Genomic DNA, 21,303 nt, shown 5'->3' on the forward strand with positions numbered 1-21,303 from the left:
GTTCTGGTGTTGCCAGTTGCGCAGCAACTGATTGGGACAACTACATTGACGCTTGTACAGCATCTTAGTATCGCGGTAAATGGCTTCTTACTCTTTGCGGTGGTTGAAGTTGAAAAGCATCTAATGAAGCGGCGCGCCAATCGGCAAAATACAAAAACAACCAATGAATTAAGCTAAGTCATTGGTTGATCAGATAATAGGTTTGGATGAGCTCAGTCAATTGATTGAGCTCATTTTTAGTTGGCAGCATTGAAAGATAGAAGACTGGTAATTTGGGATCATCCAAAGGGACGTTCGAAATAATGAAGTCGTCATTTCGAGTAGTCATCCCTGCGAATTCAGCTGGTTCGACTGGGACTAATTCGATCCTAGAACCCAAATAATCACTTATTTCCTGTTGCAAGAAAACTTTCCATGCTGGTTCTCCTTGAAAGAAGAAGAAAGCTCGGGTCGTTACTGGTCGTGCCTGAAGCACAGCTTGTTGTACGAGGAGTGAAGCCATATTCAAGATATACTTAGGTTCATCGGTTACAATGGCAAATTTTGGATCTAAGATAAATTTCCGTAATCGTTCAAAAATTGCTTGATAGTTGTGTTGACGAATGTGCATCATTTCTTGATACTCTAATTGAAATTGTTCAGACAGTTTTGCGGATTCATTGAATTTTAAGACCAAAAGCAGCAAATTGTCCGCTAACTGGGTTTCAGAAAGTAGGGGAATCGCCAATTCTTGCCCAAGTTCTTGAACAAATCGCTGGACGGATTGTTTGATTTCCTGATAGGCATCTAGTGTGACAGCAATTTTGCTTGTCCACTGATTGTTGTAATTCCAACTTTCCAGAAAACAATAGAAACTAAAGAAACACTCCTCCTGATTCAAATAGACGCCTTCTTTTTGATAAACTTGCTGGAGCGACTGATGATATTGTAAAAAAAGCGGATCTAAAGGATCAAAAGCGAGTGCATTGACCCGACAATTGGCTTTGATTCGGATTGTATTGATGAAGAACCAGCAAGTGCCAAAAGTTTCTTCAGAAAGAACGTCCAACTCTTGACGTTTCAGTGACTGTAAAAAGATAAGATAATGTGATTCATGAATAGCATAATCTTCAAAGAAATAATTATTGTGGGTAAAAGGCAGCAGCAGACGATGGAAGAAAACTCGAATGCTGATCTCACTACCTGACAGTTTGACTTGCTTGGCGTTCAACTGAATTCGAATATTGTATGGTTTAATGCCACGGTTGATTTTTGTAACATGACGTTTCAATGTTTCAAAAGAGATACCACTGTCATGCAAGAAAGATTGTGTTGAGATTCCTTTTGCAAAGAATAACTGTTTGATCAACATAGCGCCAATTGAAAGCGGCAAGAAGCTTTCCCATAATTGATTGGTTAGTTGGGAATCTTTTTTAAGTAAAGAAAAGCCATTACTTGTCGCTTCGATTTCCCATCCGTCAGGCAAATGCTCTCGAATATACTGAATATCTGTAAAGACAGTCCGCTCTGTAGTTTGAATCGAAGCAGCCAATGCCTTTGCCGTAATCGTTTTGTGATTGGATAACTCTTCGAGAAGCAGGATCTGCCGTAATAAATCTTTTTCTGTAATGATACTTTTCATCATTGTATCCATAGAAAGCTTCCTCTCCGATTCAGAATAAGCTGATTGGTAAAAAGTTTTCTTTTATTTTACCTCGCATTGATTCAGAATGCTATTTCTTTTTCGTATAAGAAAAGGAGGGGAGCAGGATTTTTGCTTGGATCCTTCAAGCACAGTAGTATTCCATAAGGTCTTGTGGCATCTTGAATTCTACTGTAGCTCATTTATTAACTATTCTTATTCCGAAAACGACAAGTTTTGGGGTTCCGTTGGGTAATACTGTTCACTATTAAATTCGGTTGTTTGAATATCATTGGGAACGATTTCTAAACAAAAATCATCAGCCCACAAAGTGCCTTTTCCCTGCAACAAAAACCCAAAATTTAAAACTTCAGCTTCCTGTGAGACATCTAAGACAGAAGAATAATAATTCCAATCATTTGTGCCTGTTACTGGACGATTCTGCATATTATCGAACGCTAATTGTTCAAAATTTTTGCCATCAATTCTCAACCAAATTCCTCCCCAACCTTCAATTGATTCTGATTTTAGGTATGCGCTTAATCGCACACGTTGATTAATGTAATTTTTTGCACTCACTTGTTGCATAACAGTTGCAAAATTCTCTGTGTATAAGCTCTCTGTTTGGCTCATTTTTACTGACTGATTTCCACTATGAAAATTCATTTGATCAATTGTCACTTCATATTTGTCAAAATTATTTCCAGAAAGCAACCAGCCATTTATTTTTGTCTCACACATTTTTTGATTCCCCCTAAAAAAGTTTTTAAATTGGATTCTATATTGTCGAGGAGGGAGTTGATAATAGGACTTAAAAACTCTGGAAAACGCCTCTTGTGAGGAAAAACCGCTGATCAGAGCAATTTCGATAATCTTCAATTCGCTCTTCAAAAGTAGTAGGGAAGCATGGGCCATACGTCTTTTTTGAAGATATTTATATACTCCCATGCCCAGTTGTTTTTTAAATACACGCTGAAAATGAAATTCTGACATGCCGGCTTTTTTTGCAATTTCTTTTGAGGAGAGATCGCCAGTCAAATTATTTTCAATGTAGAGTAATGCCAGTTGAATGTCTTTTGTATAATCCATAATCACCTCACTGCCTCCTTGTATGTAGAATACATCTTTTATTGGAAGGTTTTTTGATAATTAATGCTTTTTTACGATAGGTATGAAATCTAGTGTAACAACGATAAGTTTTATTGAAAAGTACGAATAGAGTACTTGTTAACGTTCATTTTCCTAGAGATGATTATAACCAATAAAAGAACTGAGTTCGAGACACAATCATTTCTTTTGAAAAAAAAGTGAATAGGAGTAAAATATAAGTGAAAAAAAGAACATTAGGAGGAAAAAATATGTGTACATCAATTACTTATTCAACGCGAGATCACTATTTTGGTAGAAACTTTGATTATGAGCTGTCTTATGAAGAAGTAGTCACGATTACTCCTAGGAACTATAAGCTGTCTTTTCGAAAAGTTGGTGAGTTATCACAGCATTATGCGATGATCGGGATTGCTGCTGGTATAGCGGATTATCCGCTGTATTATGATGCTACCAATGAAAAAGGTTTAAGCATGGCTGGGTTAAATTTTGCTGGTTTTGCAGATTACAAAGAACCGGTTGAGAATAAAGACAATGTCACACCATTTGAATTCATTCCCTGGATATTAGGGCAATGCAGCACAGTAGCTGAAGCAAAAGAATTGTTGAATAAAATCAATTTGGTTAATATCAATTTTAGCGAAAATCTTCCGCTGTCGCCTTTACACTGGTTATTAGCGGATAAAGAGTCTTCAATCGTTGTAGAAAGTATGAAAGACGGACTTCATATCTATGATAATCCTGTTGGTGTCCTAACGAACAATCCTTCTTTTGACTATCATTTGTTTAATTTAAATAACTATCGTTCTTTATCTAGTAAAACGCCAACCAATACCTTCTCAGATGCAATCGAATTGAATGAGTATAGTCGAGGAATGGGCGGAATTGGGTTGCCTGGGGATTTGTCCTCGATGTCTCGATTTGTGAAGGCTGCATTCACAAAACTGAATTCTGTATCTGGTGATTCAGAATCAGAAAGTATCAGCCAATTTTTCCATATTTTAGGGTCTGTCGAACAGCAAAAAGGATTATGTGATGTGGGAGACGGGAAATATGAATATACCATTTATTCTTCTTGCTGCAATGTCGACAAAGGGATTTATTACTATCGGACCTATGAAAATAGTCAAATCGTCGCCGTAGATATGCATAAAGAAGACCTAGACAGTGAAAAACTGATTAGTTATCCGTTAGTTGAACAACAGCAAATACACGTTGCTAATTAATCGGTAAATAACTTTCAGAGAACAACGGTAGCGTACGTATCGCTTGGATGACGTGATCGAAAGAGAAGTTGGTTTTTATTGCTAAGAAATACGACAGAAGATGATTGATGACTAGCAGCAATGACCAACGTCTTTAGATAATTGATTTATGAATCCGTGTGTTACAGTTTTTTCGTGATAACTCGGACATTCGTGAGATGAAAAAATAAAAGAACTTGCTAGTTTGATAAGATGCACTTTTTGGTTGAACAAAGAGTGCATCTTTGATTTATATTGGGCACAAAGCAAAACAAAAACCGCTAAGGCCAAGGGTCCTTAGCGGTAAAACAACGTTTTTTGAATACGGGTTCACCTAAGTAATTTCAATTAAGGAAGTTCATGAGTTTTATCCTTCTGGATAATTGATTCGTATATTCGTGCAATTCGTTGGGCTAGCAACCAAATCAAAGAAAATGGGGTTATTGGTTTCATTACTAATAATTCATTTATAGATGGAAATGCCATGGATGGAATGCGTAAATCTTTGATAGACGAATTTTCTGCTATTTATATTTTGAACCTAAAAGGAGCCATTAGAGGGAAAACTAAAGAACAATCAAAAATTGAAGGAGGAAATATTTTTGATATCATGACGGGAGTAACAATAGTTATTTTGGTTAAAGATACATCGAAAAAACAACAAGGAATTTTACATTATTTAGATATTGGTGATGGGTTAACAAAAAATGAGAAGTTATCAAAACTAGAAGTAAATCCGTACTTTTCACGTATTTTATCGATGATTTTATCCAGTTTAATCTGCTTTATCTGCTCCTCAGCATCAGCAAATAAATCAAGCTGAATACTTGATGTGTAAATTAACTTTGAATAGGTGATACCTACATGACGGACGACTTGACCAGTATAATATTTACGAAATAAAAAAAGGCAATGTTCAACTAGCTTCTTTGTGTTATCAGTAGGTGGGACCGTCATCTGTCGTGAGAACCCTTTTTGTGTTTCTCCAAAAGCAACACCAATGTAAATGGAAACACAAGAAATTTGGCAGTGATGTCTACGAATACGTGCAGCAACCTGTTCAGCCATCTCTTTAACAACAATCTCGATTTCATCTTGGAGATAATAATTTCTGTTTAGTACTTGGCTATTACCATAACTCTTGTCTCTCGTCTGAGGAGCTGGCTCAGAGATTATTGTTCGATCAATTCCATTAGCGTGATGATATAACTGCTCACCAATAATTCCCATTCGACTTCGCAACAAATCAGGATTAGCCTTCGCAAGTTGCTCAATCGTTTCTATACCCATTCGCTCAAGTCGTTTTTGTGTGCGTGATCCAATGCCCCAGAATTCTGTCACAGGGGAGATGTTCCAAACTTTACTTTCTACATCCTGATAGGTCCACTCGGCGATCAAAGATTTATTATGCTTTGACTCGTTGTCTAATGCTAACTTAGCGAGCAATGGATTATCGCCAATTCCTACTGTCACATAGAGCTTCGTCGTGTCATATACATCACGCTGAATCATCTTAGCTAATCGCCATCGTCTTTCACTGCGACTGAGACTTTTGTCCGGTACAAACAAATTTAGCGATTTAGTTATATCCATCATTGATTCATCAATAGAGTAGAGAAGCAGGTCTTCGTCAGCTACATATTTCCTAAATACGTTGTTTACTTTCAGATTTTCTTTTATATATAAGTTCATGCGTGGAGGAACCTTGAATAGGAGGGGATGGTTCGGTAAATTATCAGCACGAGTAACGTTTGAAATGCCTAACTTCTTTTTCGCCAAAGGAGAAGCGGCAAGGACCAACCCATTTCCAGTATTATCCGATTGAGACATGACAACTAGCATTGTTTTGAGCGGATGAAATCCACGTTGAACACATTCAACCGAAGCATAAAATGATTTTACATCAATAAAAAGAATGTCACGTTTGGGCTCAAGTTCGTATCGAAAACTTCCCATAATAGCTCACTCCTTACGGAAAGTATACGAACTTACGTTCGTTTTGTAAAGCGAACAACGCAAATAAAAAAGCCCTGCTCGATTAGAGCAAGGCTCGTAGCTATTGTTTTTCGAAGGTCATTACAAACGAACCTAAGACATTTTCTGTTTTGACAACCTTAACTATTAGTTGGTCGCCTTTTTTGACATCGGGATTATCAGAAGAAATAAAATTCAGATGTTCTCCAGTTTGAATCGTATAGCCTAGTGTTCCGTTTGGTACATACTCATCAACAGTTATCTGAACGGTTTTTCCATTAATGTCCTCTCCATTGTTAAGTGCTGCTTCTGCTTCTTCTGTGGTATAATCTGCTTTCTTCTCATTTGAGCCACAAGCTACCAAAAACAATCCAACAAATAGAGTTAATAGTACAACTCTTAATTTTTTCATGATTATCATCCTTCTTTGCTTATAATCCTAACAGTTCTTTTTTCTTTTCATCAAATTCTGTTTGAGAAATAATTCCATCATCAAGAAGGCCTTTGAATTTTCTTAACTCATCGGCGTTGCTGCCAGCAGATGTAGGCTCTTGAGCATTTGAAGAAATTATCTGATCCAGTTTAGCTGCAATGTTGTTGTAATCTTCCATCGCCGACTTCGTAAGGAAACTATCTGATTTTGATTCTGAAATCATAAGCATATAGTTTTGAGAGCGATTTTCAGTAAGGTGAAGGATGAAGCCTAATCGCTTTATGGTATCAAATTCTTTCCCGCCAGTTCCAGCTCCTACAACAGCACCAACAGGACCAGCTAAAACGCCGCCAACAATTGCACGTGTAATGCCATGATGTTTTTTGATTTTACCACCTTCAAAAATAGGCGTGTAGCTGATTAGCTCGTCGTAATTGTAAACAGCTTGAGAGCGGTTCATAGTGAAAGATTTCTTTATAAATAGTTTGCCATGTTTATCATCAAAATACATGTCGCCAACTTTGTAGTCACTATGGTTCTTAAAGTATTTTAGTATTTTTTCGTTTTCAGCTTTACGATTCGCTTTTTCAATCTTTGCCTTTTCTTTATCCGCTTTGCTGCTAAACAAACCCATATCCGTTCCTCTTTTCATTAATTTTATAGTTTCATTGTATCAGAAAAAGATGTAAAGTACCTATTAATTATTTGACACAGATGAACGAAATTTGAGTTCGTGATTTTGGATATAATAAAAAATATAAATCAATTTGGCACACATTTGGCACAAGAACAAACAAAAACCACCAAGAACAAGGGTTCTCGACGGTTAAATAACGTCACAGGAGGGATTCGAACCCCCGACCGTCCGCTTAGAAGGCGGATGCTCTATCCAGCTGAGCTACTATGACAAGTCAGCAACAAATAACATTATAGAAAAAGGAGCGCCTAATGTCAATCGCTTTTCGCTATTTTTGCCAACTTTCTTTAAAATGACTCGTTACTCGCTAGTTGTAGCCACGTCCACATGATCTGCTTCTTTCGTAATAAGGATAACGCCATCTCCTAAGGGAATTAAGCTAGAAGTCAGTTGGGGATGATCCATCACTGTATTGAGGAAAAGGTTTAGTTTACGGTGGATGGCCCGTTGTCCTCGTGGAATGTCTTCTATAGGATCTAAAATCGTTCCTGCCTGAAAGACGTCATCGACCATTAACACGCCGCCTTTACGTAAAAGTCGTAAGCATTCCGGTAAAAATTCGATGTATTTAGACTTTGCACTATCCATGAAAATAAAATCGTAAGGGCCATCAAGTGTCGGCAAAACGTCTGCTGCCTGTCCCTCTAAAAGAGTGACTTTATCCTCAAGGCCCAATTGTTTGTAAGTTTCTCTGGCTTTTTTGATCATGACATCATAGCGATCGATGGTAGTTACGTGACCATCACCTACATACTGTGCCATCAAACTTGAAGAAAAGCCGATTGCTGTACCGATTTCTAATATTTGCTTGGGCTTCATTTGTCCTAATAAAAATTGCAGGAACACCACTGTCTCATGCGGAATAATAGGAACTTCTTTTTCATGAGCTGCCTGTTCGATTTGACCTAATTTCCCAGTTAATTGCTTTTGTTTTTCCCGCATAAACGCCACTAGTTCTTTTTTTACTACTGGACGATGCATCATTTCGTTACGCATCCTGATCCTCCTAAATAATTTCTGTTACTTATTATACGGATAACTCTCTTTGAGTTCAATCCTTTCTACTTGGGAAAAGAACAGATCTTTTGCTCAGTAAGACAAAAAAACCAGTCGAATGACTGGTAGGGGAGAAAGGTTGAAAAATAATTTTTGGTATACAATGATACTAACAGAGCAATGTTTAAATTGTGTTAAGAGTCTGTGAAGATATAACCAGTATTCGCTGAAAAAAATCTGTTTTAAAGGAACGTATTTCAAAATAATTTCTTACTTCTAAGAGATATGAAGAGAGAAAAGGACACTTTTATTTCTTTTTCTCTAATATTATCTATCTAAATATTCAGAAAATTCAATTAAAAGCATTGACAGATGCAGTGTCTTTCGGTATCTTCTTATATAAGGTAACGAGAAGCAGAAAGTGACAGGTGAATAAAATGAATAGAAATAGGCCGATGAACACTAGCAACTTATTATTACCGTGAGGACTCTTTTTTGTATTTCATGATCTGATGACGTGAAACAGAAGAGTCCTATTTGCATTGCATAAAGGGAAGACCTTTATGGAGTGCTTTTTTTATACCCTAAAAGAACAAATGAGCCAGAGGAGGAATCAGTTTGAGACAGATCCAGTTTTTTGACACCACCCTTCGAGATGGAGAACAGACTCCAGGAGTGAATTTCAATACGAAAGAAAAGGTACAGCTTGCTTTACAGCTGGAAAAATGGGGAATTGATACAATTGAGGCAGGTTTTCCAATTGCTTCGGAAGGAGACTTTGCAGCGGTTCAAGCAATCGCAACTGCTGTATCCACGATGACAGTGGCAGGTCTGGCACGCTGTCAAATTAAAGATATTGATCGCGCTTATGAGGCATTAAAGCAAGCAGTAAGTCCCCAGATCCATGTGTTTTTGGCAACCAGTGAAGTCCATCGCCGTTATAAATTAGCCATGACTAAAGAAGAAGTAATCCGAGCAATCAAAGAACATGTTACCTATGCTAGAACCTTATTTGACAAGGTTCAATTTTCTCCAGAAGATGCGACCCGCACAGAAAAAGATTTTCTGTTAGAAGCGGTTCAAACAGCGATCGATGCCGGGGCGACCATCATCAATATTCCAGATACCGTTGGCTATAGTAATCCCACTGCCTATGGCGAATTATTTGCCTATTTGATTGCCAATACCAAAAGCAAGGAACCGATTATGTTTTCCTCCCACTGTCACGATGATCTGGGAATGGCAACGGCGAATGCTCTGGCAGCTATTGAGAACGGAGCCACTCGTGTGGAAGGAACGATCAATGGCATTGGTGAACGGGCCGGAAACACGGCGTTGGAAGAGGTGGCACTAGCATTGCATGTGCGTCAAGATTTCTATGACTGCACAACGAATATCCAGTTAGGCGAAACCAAACGAACCAGTGACCTAGTCGCTCGACTATCAGGGATCGCTGTTCCTAAGAATAAAGCGATCGTTGGAGGAAACGCCTATGCACATGAATCGGGCATCCATCAAGACGGCGTCTTGAAGAATCCTGAGACATACGAGATCATTACGCCGCAATTAGTCGGTGTTCAAACAAATTCGCTACCGCTGGGAAAATTATCTGGTCGGCATGCGTTTATAGAAAAGATGAATCAATTAGGCTATCAGTTTGACTCTGAGGAAACAAATGCATTGTTCAAACGATTCAAAGAACTGGCAGACAAAAAGAAACAAGTAACGGAGCAGGATTTGCTGGCGTTAGCAGCGGATCAAGGTCGCACGCAAACAGAGGGCGTTGAATTAGAGGCTGTTCAGCTACAATATGTCTCCAATGGTCATCAAGGTGCCGTGGTATCGATCACAAAAGATCATCAATCTTATGTTGCCTCAGCAATTGGCGCTGGGAGCATTCAAGCAATCTATAATTCGATCGACCAGATTTTTGATCAGCAACCGCGACTGCTAAATTATGAAATCACGGCTCTTACGAGTGGAGAAGATGCGCAAGCAGAAGTTCATGTAGCTATCGAATGCGCAGAGACAAACCGACAAATCAGTGGGATCGGTGTTGATTTTGATGTGTTGCAAGCTTCTGCAAAAGCCTATGTACAAGCCAGCGCTGCTTTGAAGAATCGAGGCGAGAATAAATGAAGAAAATCGTCGTTCTTGCTGGTGATGGCATCGGACCGGAGATCATGACCAGTGCATTGCAAATTGTAAAGGCGTGTTTGCCAAGCAACCCGTATTTCTCTTTTGAGTCTTATGCATTTGGCGGACAAGCCATTGAGCAGTATGGCACACCACTGCCAAAAAAAAACATTGCAAGCTTGTCAGCAAGCGGATGCCATTTTGCTCGGAGCCATTGGGGATCCCAAGTGGGAAAATGCAGCTTATACACCGGAAAAAGGTTTATTGGACTTGCGGCGCGCGCTTGATCTTTATGCCAACATTCGCCCCATCAAAGTAACGGATGCTTTTTTACCCTTTTCTCCTTTGAAAGAGCAGATCGTTAAAGGAACCGATCTGGTACTGGTAAGAGAATTGACGAGCGGCATTTATTTTGGAGAAAAAAAGCTATCGACAACAGAGGCTTCGGATCTGAATTATTACCATAGGGAAGAGATTCGCCGTATCTTACGAAAGGCGTTTCAGATCGCACGAACTAGACAACGGCGAGTAGTGTCCGTGGACAAGGCCAATGTTTTGGCAACAAGCAAATTATGGCGAAAGGTGGCGAATGAAGTAGCGCAAGAATTTCCCGATTGTCAGTTAACACATCAATATGTTGATTCTGCCGCTATGAAGATCTTGCAACAGCCAACTGTATTCGATGTGATTGTGACTGAAAATCTTTTTGGCGATATTCTCAGCGATGAGGCGTCAGTCCTACCAGGATCATTAGGTGTTTTGGCTAGTGCAAGTCATAGTCTTTCTGGGGTTTCACTGTATGAACCGATTCACGGTTCAGCACCGGATATTGCCGGCAAAGATATTGCTAATCCCATTTCAATGATTCTGTCTGTGGGGATGATGCTAACTTCTTTTGGGATGAAATCAATTGCTGATCAGATGGAGCAGGCGTGCTATCAAGTGATGGAAGATGGGGTCGTGACTTGTGATCTTGGAGGGAATACTACTACAACAGAATTTACGAATGCGGTAATCAAAAAATTAGGGGGCTACTGAATGGGGAAAACATTATTTGACAAACTCTGGGAACGTCATGTAGTGCTGGAAGAAGGTGAGGCACAGCTGTTATATATCGATCTGCATCTGATCCATGAAGTGACTTCTCCTCAAGCTTTTGAAGGACTGAGGCAAGCTGGCCGGCGTGTTCGTTGCCCTGAAAAGACCTTTGCAACGATGGACCACAATGTCCCGACTAAAGATATTTTTACGATCACGGATTTGGTTGCAAAGAAACAGATAGATACACTGCGCAACAACTGCCAAGCATTTGGGATACAGTTATGTGACAATGGCTCAGCCCGACAAGGAATCGTACACATGGTTGGCCCGGAAACCGGTCTGACACAACCGGGGAAGACGATCGTTTGTGGAGACTCACATACAGCCACACATGGCGCGTTTGGAGCTATCGCTTTTGGTATTGGCACAAGTGAGGTGGAGCATGTTTTTGCAACTCAAACGATTTGGCAAACGAAACCAAAACGTATGGGGATTGAGATCAAGGGAACTTTGCAACCAGGCGTCTACGCTAAAGATATCATTCTTGCCCTGATCGCCACTCACGGTACGGATTTTGGAGTAGGTCATGCCATTGAATTTTATGGAGAAACAATCCGGAATCTGTCAATGGAGGAGCGCATGACGATTTGTAATATGTCGATTGAAGGTGGGGCGAAGATAGGGCTGATTGCCCCTGATGAAACAACCTTTGCTTATGTCGCGGGTCGGGAATATGCACCCAAAGAGCTCGCTGACGCAATTGCAGACTGGCAAACGCTAAAAAACGACGAAGATGCTGTTTTTGATACCCAACTGACTCTTGATGCCTCTCAGCTGGAACCTTATATTACGTGGGGAACCAATCCTGAGATGGGAGTGCCTATCAGTGGAGTCTTTCCTGAAATTCGTGACCATAATGATGAACAAGCTTATCAATATATGGCATTGCACCCTGGACAGCGAGCCGAAGATATTCCAATTGAATATATTTTTATCGGTTCCTGCACAAATGGTCGACTCTCTGACTTGCAAGAAGCCGCAACTATTTTGGAAGGAAAAAAAATCAAAGATGGGGTCACAGGCATCGTGGTTCCAGGATCACGTCCAGTTAGAAAAGCGGCAGAAAAACTGGGGTTAGATCAGATCTTTAAAGATGCAGGTTTCGAATGGCGAGAGCCTGGTTGTTCCATGTGCCTAGGCATGAATCCAGATAAAGTACCAGCGGGCGTCCATTGTGCTTCTACATCAAATCGGAACTTCGTTGGACGTCAAGGTAAGAATGCCCGTACCCATTTATGCAGTCCAGCAATGGCTGCGGCTGCCGCTGTTTATGGACGCTTTGTAGATGTTCGAGAAATCGTCGGGAGGAAAAATTAATGGAAGCCTTCACTTACTATCAAGGGAAAACGATCCCATTAATGAATGATAATATTGATACGGATCAAATTTTACCGAAAAATTATTTAAAACGGGTTGAAAAGACAGGATTTGGTCAATACCTTTTTGATGACTGGCGCTATTTATCAAATCGCCGTTCAAATCCTGAATTTATTTTGAACTTTCCAGAATACAAAGAAGCATCTATCCTCATTTCTGGAGATAATTTTGGTTCTGGTTCTTCGCGTGAACATGCGGCTTGGGCGCTGATGGACTACGGCTTTCGTGCAGTGATTGCCGGCAGTTTTAGCGATATTTTTTATATGAATGCAACGAAAAACGGCTTGCTGCCTATCGTTTTATCGCTTTCTGCTCGTCAAGTATTGGCAGCATTGGCTCCTGATGAGAGGATCGCTATTGATCTTCCCAAACAGCACGTAACTGTCAAACAAACGGTCTATCCTTTTGAGATCGATGCAACATGGAAGCATAAACTGGTCAATGGATTAGATGAGATTGGCATCACGTTGCAAGAAGAAGAAAAAATCACTGCTTATGAAAAAACAATCCCTCATTATCGCCGCAACTAAAAGACAGAATTGCGAGATGCTAGTGCAAGCCATGCTCTCTGATGCGATTCAAGCCAGACCAATCTTGATGGATCCGTTCAGCCAATGTTCGATTATAAAAAATGGCAGCGGGATGATACATTGGAACAATCAGGTATTGTTTGTCAGACCACGTATAACCATTTTTTTCAGCATTCAACTGTTGGATCGCACTTCTGATTGGCTGCCCATGAACATTTGTAATGGAATAGCGATTGCCTAATAATCTTTGTAACCCGATGTTTCCAACCGTAGCAATCAAAGGCGGATCCACCTTTTGGATTTCGTAATCCAATAAAGGCGCATGCAACAAGACTTCTTTTTTTGTTGGCGTTCGATTGGGGTGCACTACTTCATGTGCGCCACTTCGTTTGTTGATTCGTTCTTTGATCGAATAGGGACGGCTCCGTACTGCACTCGTGATATATACCTCTTCACGTGTCAGTCCGACTAACGCCAAAGAGGCCATCAGTTCTTTGCCTGCTTGGCCACTGAAAGGAATAAAATTCTCGATTTCGGTCCGTCCAGGTGCTTCACCAACGATCATTAATTTGGGATGAAGCGGTCCTTGACCAGGAACAAAACCTTCAAGCTGATAGGCTTTTGATTGTTCAATGATTGGCTCAGCTAGTTTTTTTGGGTAGTTCATTTTAACACCTCATTTGTTTCTTTCTTCTATAGTAAAACAACTTACTTAAAAAAAATAGTAAAGCGGCATGACAAAAATAAATCATTATTTTTCATTGACTTTACGGAAACATTTTGATAAAGTTAATCTGTTGTAATTGTGGACTCCACAGCTACAACCGCACAGAACAAGTTATTAAGTACGAAAGTCACTTGGGATGGCGAGTCTAAGTATAATAGAAGGAGGTGCTTTAGAGCATGTACGCAATTATCAAAACTGGTGGTAAACAAGTAAAAGTTGAAGTGGGTCAAGCAATCTATGTTGAAAAATTAGATGTAGAAGCTGGACAAAAAGTTACTTTTGATGAAGTGATCTTAGTAGGTGGCGAATCAACAAAAGTAGGTGCCCCAATCATTGCTGGTGCAACTGTTGAAGGAACTGTAGAAAAACACGGCAAACAAAAGAAAGTCGTAACTTTCAAATACAAACCTAAAAAACATTCACACCGCAAACAAGGTCACCGTCAACCTTACACAAAAGTTGTTATTGACGCAATCAATGCATAATTCTTACGAAAAGTAGGGTAATGAATATGATCAAAGGGACATTCAAGCGTAATGACTCTGGTCGGATTGTTTCTTTTGAACTTACCGGTCACGCGCAAGCAGGAGAATATGGCAAAGACATCGTCTGCGCAGCTGCTTCAGCATTAGCGATCAGTGCGGTAAATGGGATCGATGCTTTGGCTGGTGTAACACCAATCGTTGAAGCGAACAATGAAGAAGGTGGCTACCTTCTTGTTAAACTTGTTCCTCGTTTGACCCAAGAGCAGTCGAATATCTCTCAGATTCTTTTAGAGAATCTATTGATTGGTCTGCAATCTGTTCAAGAAGAATACAGCGATTATATCCAAATTAAAACAATCAAAGAAAACTAGGAGGTGCATCTCATGTTGATGAAAATGAATTTGCAATTCTTCGCTCACAAAAAAGGTGGCGGTTCTACTTCTAACGGACGCGACTCTCAATCAAAACGTTTAGGTGCTAAACGTGCTGATGGTCAAACTGTTTCAGGTGGATCAATCCTTTATCGCCAACGCGGTACTAAAATTTACCCAGGAGTAAACGTAGGTATCGGTGGAGATGATACATTATTTGCAAAAGTTGACGGTGTTGTTCGTTTCGAACGTAAAGGCCGCGACAAAAAGCAAGTTTCTGTATACCCAGTAGCGCAAGAAGCTTAATAATACAGTTAGATGATTTACTATATCCTTAGTAAGTCATCTTTTTTTATTCGGTTTGTTTGAAAGCGATTTAATTAGAGGAGGTCTGAAATGATCCGGCTAAAACCAATCACAAAAGAGAATTATCGTGGCTGTATTGAACTAAAAACAACCAAAGAACAAGAAAAATTTGTTGCGCCTAATTGGTATTCTTTGCTGGAAGCTGTATATGAAGAAGCTCGGCAGGCTTTTGCGATTTATCATCAAGAAGAAATGATCGGTTTCTTATTGTTTAGTTATTACGAAGCGGATGAAGATTATGCAAAAGAATCATGGTGGATCGAGCGTTTTATGATTGATCATCGCTTTCAGCAAAAAGGATATGGATCACAGGCAATGGAAGCAGCGATTGAATGGTTCCGGCAGGCGATCCAAGCAAAAGAACTACGAATTTCTTCCGTTAAAGAAAATACGATCGCTAAACAAATGTACGAAGGTTTTGGATTTGTTGCAACTGGAGAGTTTGTAAATGATGAGACCGTGTTGTTGAAAGAATGGAGATAATCTGGTTGAAAATAAACTCATGGTGGTGTTGGATGTGAGGAGCCGACAGCCATGAGTTTTTTTGCACTTGAAAGACTGCTGTTGTAAGTCCGGGGAAGAATAGGCGATCGTCTTTTCGATCTGTCTCTTCAAACTTTTGTTTTGGTAATCTTGGTCAAACTAGTTACCGGTAGATGTGAAGAGAGAATTATAGCCTCAAAAGTAGAGAATTTCCTGATTGATGACATGTCCAATAGATCACAACTATCTTCGAGAGGATTAACAGAAACTTTACGTGTTGTAAATACAAACAATAAATTGCGTTGGTACTCTTTTTAAAGTAGAGCAAAGCAATTGACAGACTGTGAAATACTCTTTGATTGAGAAAAGGTACACAAGTTAATGTTCGTGATTAGATTGATTTTACTAAAAAATATCCATTTATAGTGAAAAAATAGTTGTAATTAAATGTACGTTTTTCTATAATCAAAAAGGTAAAGTTCGTTAATTGGTTGTTCTGATTTTTAACACAAAGGAGAAGAAGAATGAAGCTTTGGAAAAAGGTAGGAATCGTTGGATTAGGGTTAGCAACTGGATTGGCATTAGCAGCTTGCGGAGCGGGAGAATCTAGTTCGAGTGCAGAGGAACAATATGTTCCAGAAAAGTTGACAGTTCAATTTGTGCCCTCGCAATCAGCAGAAACGTTAGAGGCTAAAGCGAAACCGCTTGAAAAGCTGCTAAGTGATAAATTAGGAATTCCAGTTACCGTAAGTGTTTCAACAGATTACAATACGATCGTCGAAGCAATGGCTTCTAAGCAAGTGGATGTGGGCTTTTTGCCTCCAAATGCTTATGTTTTGGCTCATGAACAAAGCAATGTAAAAGTATTACTGCAGGCACAGCGATATGGAATCAAGCAGCCTGGTGGTGAAGCGACAGATGAATTGGTGGATAGCTATCGATCAATGGTTGTGGTCAAGAGCGGCAGCGATATCAAGGAATTAGCTGATTTGAAAGGGAAAACGATCGCTACACAAGATGTAACCTCTTCGGCTGGGTATGTTTGGCCAGTTGCGGAACTTCAAAAAGAAGGGATAGACATCAATAAAGATGTAACGACAGTTCAAGTCAAAGGTCATGACCAAGCAGTTTTGGCTGTCTTGAACGGAGATGTAGATGCGGCTTTCGTTTTTGAAGATGCGCGAAATACAGTGAAAAAAGATTATCCTAAAATCATGAATGACGTGGAACCTATGTATTTCACAGAACCAATCCCGAATGACACCATTAGTGTTCGCAGTGATATGAGTGAGGAATGGGACAAAAAAATCCAAGATGCCTTTATCGAAATTGGTAAAGATGAAGAAGGTCATCAAATCATTTCAGATATCTACTCTCATGAAGGCTATGTAGTCTCCCAAGACAGTAATTTTGATATCGTTCGTGAATATGCAGAACAAGTAGGACAATAAGCGGCAGAGAAAGGGTATCGTATCAACAGATACCCTTTTCAATTTTATAAAAGTAGTTTAATGAGAGAAAGTAGGAGAACCATGGCGTTAGCAAATAAAAAGATCATTTCGTTTAGAAATGTGACAAAAGAATATCCAAACGGTGTGCTGGGGTTAAAAGATTTGAATATTGACATCGATCAAGGGGAGTTTGTGATCGTTGTTGGGTTGTCTGGTGCGGGGAAATCAACCATGCTGCGTTCCATCAACCGCTTGCACGAAATCACCAGTGGCGAAATTTTGATCGATAATCGCTCCATTACAAAGGCAAAGGGCAAAGAATTACGTTTGATTCGCCGAGACATTGGCATGATTTTCCAAAGCTTCAATTTGGTAAAACGTTCGAGTGTCTTAAGGAATGTTCTCACTGGAAGAGTCGCTTATCACCCCACTCTTCAGATGCTTTTGGGATTGTTTCCACAAGCGGATAAGGAACTAGCTTATCAATCGCTACAAAGAGTGAATCTAGCCGAAAAAGTTTATTCAAGAGCCGATCAATTGTCTGGTGGGCAGCAACAACGGGTCTCGATTGCACGGGCATTGACTCAGGAACCAAAAATCATTTTAGCGGATGAGCCGGTAGCTTCTCTGGATCCTATGACAACGGAGAAGGTCATGAGTGATTTAAAGCGGATCAATCAAGAGTTAGGTATTACGATCGTTGTCAATTTGCATTCCGTGCAATTAGCGCGAGAGTATGGTACACGGATCATTGGGTTACGTGATGGTTGCCTTGTTTTTGATGGACCAGTTAGCGAAGCCACTGACCGAAAATTAAAAGAAATCTACGGCAGTGAGATTATCGAAGAGCAAGGAGGCACAGAAAAATGACCACTCAATTGTTGCCTAAACGAAGCGGACTATGGAAGAATATTCTTTGGTTGGTGCTTTTTTTGCTCGTCTTGATTTTGAGTGGATCGATTACGGGAGTCGATCTTCGCCGTTTTTTTGAAAATGCGGATCAAATGAACGTGATACTGATAAAAATGCTGCGACCAGATTGGTCGTATAGTACGATCATTGTGGAGCCTCTTCTTCAAACCATTCAAATGGCAATTGTCGGAACAACGTTTGGGGCGCTCATTGCTTTGCCTTTTTCTTTGCTGGCAGCCAGAAATATCCTAACAATTCCTTGGTTATCGGGGATTTTTCGCTTTCTTTTGAATATCGTACGAACGATTCCTGATTTGATGTTGGCGGCGCTGTTCGTAGCAGTTGTCGGTATTGGTCCGGTAGCTGGTGTGACTTCAATTTCCATCTTTTCTTTTGGGATGATTACGAAATTATTTTATGAGTCGATCGAAACAATTGAAGCGGGACCGATCGAGGCTGTCACCGCTTCAGGGGGATCAAAACTGGCGATTATCCGTTACGCGGTACTTCCGCAGGTAACGAGTCATTTTTTAAGTTATCTTTTGTATGCCTTTGAAATCAATGTTCGCGCCTCAACGATCTTAGGGTATATCGGCGCGGGAGGAATCGGTGTCTTTTTGCAACGATCATTGAGTCAATTTCGCTACGACCAAACGGCAATTATCGTTTTGGCGATTTTTATCGTTGTTCTTCTTATAGATACCATCAGTAATAGAGTAAGGGAGCGATTGCTATGATGTTGCCAACGGAACCCCAGAAAAAAAGAAAATGGCTTTTCGTGCTCGTTCTGGTTGCTATTTATATTTGGGCATTTGCAGGAATCCCCTTAGCTACTATCAAAGAAAACGTTGGTCAAATCTTAGGGGCAATTTTCTACGGATTGATCCATCCGGATTGGAGTTATGTCTATACCGGGGATGGCGAAGATTTGTTCAGTTTAATGATTGAAACGGTAGCCATCGCTTTTGTTGGTACATTTATTTCTTCTTTATTAAGTATTCCTTTTGCGTTTTGGGCAGCTCGAAGCAAAAATACACCTAGATTCTTGTCGGGCACAGGAAAAGTCGTCTTAACAGCGATTCGCACGTTTCCTGAGATTGTTCTAGCCATCATGTTTATTAAAACTGTTGGTCCAGGATCTTTTGCGGGCGTTTTAGCCGTCAGTGTCCATTCCATAGGTATGTTGGCCAAGTTATATAGTGAAGCGATCGAAAATATGGATCAGGGACCTTCTGAATCTGTTGTGAGTGCTGGCGGAAATCGCTGGGCGGTTTTAGGATTTGCGACTTTACCGCAGTTGATTCCAGAGTTTTTGTCGTTTACTTTATATCGTTTTGAATTAGCTGTTCGCTCTGCATCGATTCTGGGAATAGTGGGAGCAGGAGGGATTGGTACACCGATGATTTTTGCTATCAATGCACGATCTTGGAGTCGTGTGGGCATCATTTTGCTTGGTATTATTTTGACAGTTACCTGTATTGATTTTATTTCGGGGCGTTTACGCAAACGATTGGTCTAAGAATAAGAAATAGGGCAATTACACACAGCTCTATTCGATTCAATTGGAGATTCGGTCAGAGTTATTCGCGGTGGTTTGCACAAAAGACAAATCTGGTGGCTCTTTGTTATACTAAAATGTGAAACGAAGTAGCATTAAGGAGGCAGAGGAGATGAAAGCACTATTGATCGTCAATCCTAGTTCAGGAGGCGAAAAAGCTGCAGGATACGAGGAATTAGCAACAAAAAAATTGCAGGAACTATTTGATGAAGTGGCTGTTGCACACACAGAAAAAGCGGGTGATGCCGAGCGGTTCGCATCTGAAGCTGTCGGCTCCGTGGATAGCGTGTTTGCAATGGGAGGTGATGGTACAGTTAATGAGGCGATCAGCGGAATTGCTAGTCATGAGGAGCGTCCGCGTTTTGGCTTTTTCCCTCTAGGTACAGTCAATGATTTGGCTCGTGCATTGGCCATTCCTCTTGATCCTGAAGAAGCAATCGAATCATTTTCGTTGAATCATTCTCGCAAAATCGACATTGGGAAAATCAATGACGACTATTTCATGAATGTAGTGGCGATCGGCATCATTCCAGCAGCTATCAACAATGTTGAAGTTGAAGAAAAAACGAAACTTGGAAAAATGGCTTATTTCCTTTCCGGGTTGCGGGAAGTACGCAAAAATGAAAGTCATCAATTTGAAATTATCACTAGTGGTCAGGAAGCAACAGAAACCAAAATTGAAAGCAGCACACTGATCGTAGGATCGTCGAATACGATCGGTGGTTTTGAATCGCTGTTACCAGAAGCGAGTACGAATGATGGGAAATTGCATCTTATCTACATTAAAGACAGCAATCTTTGGGAAACCATCAAGAGTATTCCCGAACTGCTAAAAGGAGTAACGGAATCCAACGAATCCCTTGGATATCTAACGTTTGAGAAAGCGCAGATCAAACTACTGGATGATACAACGATCGAAACCAATGTCGATGGAGACCCTGGTCCAAGTCTGCCGGTTGAGATCCAAGTATTACCACAACATATTACTGTGTTTTGCGGGCAAGAAAAAAATCAAGCGTAAGCTAGTGGGTAAAGATGATCCTTGTTTTTAGACAAGGATTGTCTTTTTTTATTAGAAAGGTATACTGATAAAAATTTGAAGAAAGAAGGGAATATATGAACATTCGAAAGGCTGCTGTTGCAGATACCAAATCATTGTTAAAAATTTATGCGCCTTATGTAGATCATACGGCTATTACTTTTGAAACAGAGATACCAACTGAGGAAGAGTTTGCGCACCGGATCACTCAAACGCTTCAGCATTATCCATACTTGATTGCTGAAGAAAATGGTGTCATTCTTGGCTATGCTTATGCCACCGCTTACAAAACACGAGCTGCCTATGACTGGACGGCGGAAGTGACGGTTTACATCGATCGAGAAGTAAAAGCAAAAGGGATAGGAACGATGCTTTATCATCATTTGGAGTCAGAGTTGAAAAAACAAAATATCGTAAATTTGACCGCTTGTATCACGGCTGGGAATAAAAGCAGTGTGAGGTTCCATCAAAAATTTGGTTACAAAGAAGTTGCATATTTCCCACAAATTGGCTATAAGTTTGAGCAGTGGCACGATGTTTTATGGATGCAAAAAGAGTTGCAGCAGTTTGATGGTGACGTGCCAAAATTTATTCCCTACCCATTGACACAATAATCATAGCATTAGATTGTCTTTTTTTTGCTAAATGCTTTATTCTTAAGTTAATCAAAAGGTGCTATGAAAAAATGGTTAGTG

The 21,303-nt window shown here is 40.1% G+C and carries 21 protein-coding genes, 1 tRNA gene, 1 pseudogene and 1 other annotated feature; of the genes and pseudogenes, 15 read left to right on the top strand and 8 right to left on the bottom strand.

Going from position 1 to position 21,303, the window contains the following annotated elements; translation table 11 throughout:
* Positions 1-178: 178 nt before the first annotated feature.
* Both AB5Z52_RS08400 and AB5Z52_RS08405 read right to left on the bottom strand, forming a co-directional pair.
* A complete protein-coding gene (locus AB5Z52_RS08400; RefSeq protein WP_288551490.1) occupies positions 179-1,633 on the bottom strand; it encodes a helix-turn-helix domain-containing protein in 1,455 nt (484 codons plus the stop codon).
* 204 nt (positions 1,634-1,837) lie between these two features.
* Positions 1,838-2,710 carry an AraC family transcriptional regulator gene (locus AB5Z52_RS08405; protein ID WP_005471117.1) on the bottom strand — a complete coding sequence of 291 codons (873 nt, stop codon included), beginning with the start codon at positions 2,708-2,710 and terminating at the stop codon, positions 1,838-1,840.
* 269 nt (positions 2,711-2,979) lie between these two features.
* On the opposite strand from AB5Z52_RS08405, the gene bsh reads away from it, so the two are divergent.
* A complete protein-coding gene (bsh, locus tag AB5Z52_RS08410; RefSeq protein ID WP_003126166.1) occupies positions 2,980-3,954 on the top strand; it encodes a choloylglycine hydrolase in 975 nt (324 codons plus the stop codon).
* A gap of 693 nt (positions 3,955-4,647) precedes the next feature.
* On the opposite strand, the gene AB5Z52_RS08415 is transcribed toward bsh, so the two are convergent.
* The 5 genes from AB5Z52_RS08415 to AB5Z52_RS08435 all read right to left on the bottom strand — a co-directional run bounded on the left by AB5Z52_RS08415 (position 4,648) and on the right by AB5Z52_RS08435 (position 8,072).
* Positions 4,648-5,928: a Y-family DNA polymerase gene (locus tag AB5Z52_RS08415; protein ID WP_288551489.1), complete on the bottom strand. Its 1,281-nt coding sequence runs from the start codon at positions 5,926-5,928 to the stop codon at positions 4,648-4,650.
* Positions 5,929-6,028: 100 nt separating this feature from the next.
* Complete coding sequence (locus AB5Z52_RS08420; protein WP_288551488.1) at positions 6,029-6,358, bottom strand: hypothetical protein; 330 nt, start codon at positions 6,356-6,358, stop codon at positions 6,029-6,031.
* Between the two features lie 19 nt (positions 6,359-6,377).
* On the bottom strand, positions 6,378-7,013 hold the full coding sequence (locus AB5Z52_RS08425) for an SHOCT domain-containing protein (protein WP_288551487.1): 636 nt from the start codon (positions 7,011-7,013) through the stop codon (positions 6,378-6,380).
* A gap of 200 nt (positions 7,014-7,213) precedes the next feature.
* Positions 7,214-7,287, bottom strand: a tRNA-Arg gene (locus AB5Z52_RS08430).
* A gap of 89 nt (positions 7,288-7,376) precedes the next feature.
* A complete protein-coding gene (locus AB5Z52_RS08435; RefSeq protein ID WP_003126170.1) occupies positions 7,377-8,072 on the bottom strand; it encodes an O-methyltransferase in 696 nt (231 codons plus the stop codon).
* 618 nt (positions 8,073-8,690) lie between these two features.
* Here AB5Z52_RS08435 and AB5Z52_RS08440 point away from each other — a divergent pair.
* The 4 genes and pseudogenes from AB5Z52_RS08440 to leuD all read left to right on the top strand — a co-directional run bounded on the left by AB5Z52_RS08440 (position 8,691) and on the right by leuD (position 13,216).
* A complete protein-coding gene (locus tag AB5Z52_RS08440) occupies positions 8,691-10,211 on the top strand; it encodes a 2-isopropylmalate synthase (RefSeq protein WP_005471121.1) in 1,521 nt (506 codons plus the stop codon).
* Positions 10,208-11,246 (top strand): annotated as a pseudogene (gene leuB / locus AB5Z52_RS08445) (3-isopropylmalate dehydrogenase). Before AB5Z52_RS08440 ends, leuB begins: the two are co-directional and overlap by 4 nt.
* Positions 11,247-12,626 (top strand): 3-isopropylmalate dehydratase large subunit, encoded by a 1,380-nt coding sequence (gene leuC, locus AB5Z52_RS08450; RefSeq protein ID WP_368243193.1) that lies wholly within the window; start codon positions 11,247-11,249, stop codon positions 12,624-12,626.
* Positions 12,626-13,216, top strand: coding sequence for a 3-isopropylmalate dehydratase small subunit (gene leuD, locus AB5Z52_RS08455; RefSeq protein ID WP_005471126.1), 591 nt, complete (start codon positions 12,626-12,628; stop codon positions 13,214-13,216). The genes leuC and leuD overlap by 1 nt, the downstream gene beginning before the upstream one ends.
* A gap of 19 nt (positions 13,217-13,235) precedes the next feature.
* On the opposite strand, the gene AB5Z52_RS08460 is transcribed toward leuD, so the two are convergent.
* The gene (locus AB5Z52_RS08460; RefSeq protein ID WP_003126176.1) at positions 13,236-13,883 is read right to left on the bottom strand and encodes a uracil-DNA glycosylase; all 648 of its coding nucleotides are present in this window, start codon (positions 13,881-13,883) and stop codon (positions 13,236-13,238) included.
* Positions 13,884-14,028: 145 nt separating this feature from the next.
* Positions 14,029-14,100 (top strand) — a sequence feature (ribosomal protein L21 leader region).
* A gap of 19 nt (positions 14,101-14,119) precedes the next feature.
* On the opposite strand from AB5Z52_RS08460, the gene rplU reads away from it, so the two are divergent.
* From rplU to AB5Z52_RS08510, 10 genes are all read left to right on the top strand, one after another.
* Positions 14,120-14,428, top strand: coding sequence for a 50S ribosomal protein L21 (gene rplU / locus AB5Z52_RS08465; protein WP_003126177.1), 309 nt, complete (start codon positions 14,120-14,122; stop codon positions 14,426-14,428).
* A gap of 26 nt (positions 14,429-14,454) precedes the next feature.
* Positions 14,455-14,799 (top strand): ribosomal-processing cysteine protease Prp, encoded by a 345-nt coding sequence (locus AB5Z52_RS08470; protein WP_003126178.1) that lies wholly within the window; start codon positions 14,455-14,457, stop codon positions 14,797-14,799.
* Positions 14,800-14,811: 12 nt separating this feature from the next.
* Positions 14,812-15,105: a 50S ribosomal protein L27 gene (gene rpmA, locus AB5Z52_RS08475; RefSeq protein ID WP_003126181.1), complete on the top strand. Its 294-nt coding sequence runs from the start codon at positions 14,812-14,814 to the stop codon at positions 15,103-15,105.
* A gap of 90 nt (positions 15,106-15,195) precedes the next feature.
* Positions 15,196-15,648, top strand: a complete 453-nt coding sequence (locus AB5Z52_RS08480; protein ID WP_003126182.1) for an N-acetyltransferase — start codon at positions 15,196-15,198, stop codon at positions 15,646-15,648.
* Positions 15,649-16,172: 524 nt separating this feature from the next.
* A complete protein-coding gene (locus AB5Z52_RS08485) occupies positions 16,173-17,099 on the top strand; it encodes a phosphate/phosphite/phosphonate ABC transporter substrate-binding protein (RefSeq protein WP_288551486.1) in 927 nt (308 codons plus the stop codon).
* A gap of 81 nt (positions 17,100-17,180) precedes the next feature.
* Entirely contained in the window at positions 17,181-17,969 is a 789-nt protein-coding gene (phnC, locus tag AB5Z52_RS08490) for a phosphonate ABC transporter ATP-binding protein (RefSeq protein WP_005471132.1), read from the top strand.
* Positions 17,966-18,748 carry a phosphonate ABC transporter, permease protein PhnE gene (gene phnE / locus AB5Z52_RS08495; protein WP_003126185.1) on the top strand — a complete coding sequence of 261 codons (783 nt, stop codon included), beginning with the start codon at positions 17,966-17,968 and terminating at the stop codon, positions 18,746-18,748. The genes phnC and phnE (AB5Z52_RS08495) overlap by 4 nt, the downstream gene beginning before the upstream one ends.
* Positions 18,745-19,530, top strand: coding sequence for a phosphonate ABC transporter, permease protein PhnE (gene phnE / locus AB5Z52_RS08500; protein ID WP_003126186.1), 786 nt, complete (start codon positions 18,745-18,747; stop codon positions 19,528-19,530). The genes phnE (AB5Z52_RS08495) and phnE (AB5Z52_RS08500) overlap by 4 nt, the downstream gene beginning before the upstream one ends.
* A gap of 151 nt (positions 19,531-19,681) precedes the next feature.
* The gene (locus AB5Z52_RS08505) at positions 19,682-20,590 is read left to right on the top strand and encodes a diacylglycerol kinase family protein (protein ID WP_003126187.1); all 909 of its coding nucleotides are present in this window, start codon (positions 19,682-19,684) and stop codon (positions 20,588-20,590) included.
* 95 nt (positions 20,591-20,685) lie between these two features.
* Positions 20,686-21,222 (top strand): GNAT family N-acetyltransferase, encoded by a 537-nt coding sequence (locus AB5Z52_RS08510; protein WP_005471134.1) that lies wholly within the window; start codon positions 20,686-20,688, stop codon positions 21,220-21,222.
* The last annotated feature ends 81 nt before the right edge of the window (positions 21,223-21,303 follow it).

This window comes from Enterococcus sp. RTP21361st1_A6_RTP21361_211029, assembly GCF_040910045.1.
Classification (GTDB): Bacteria; Bacillota; Bacilli; order Lactobacillales; family Enterococcaceae; genus Enterococcus_D; species Enterococcus_D gallinarum.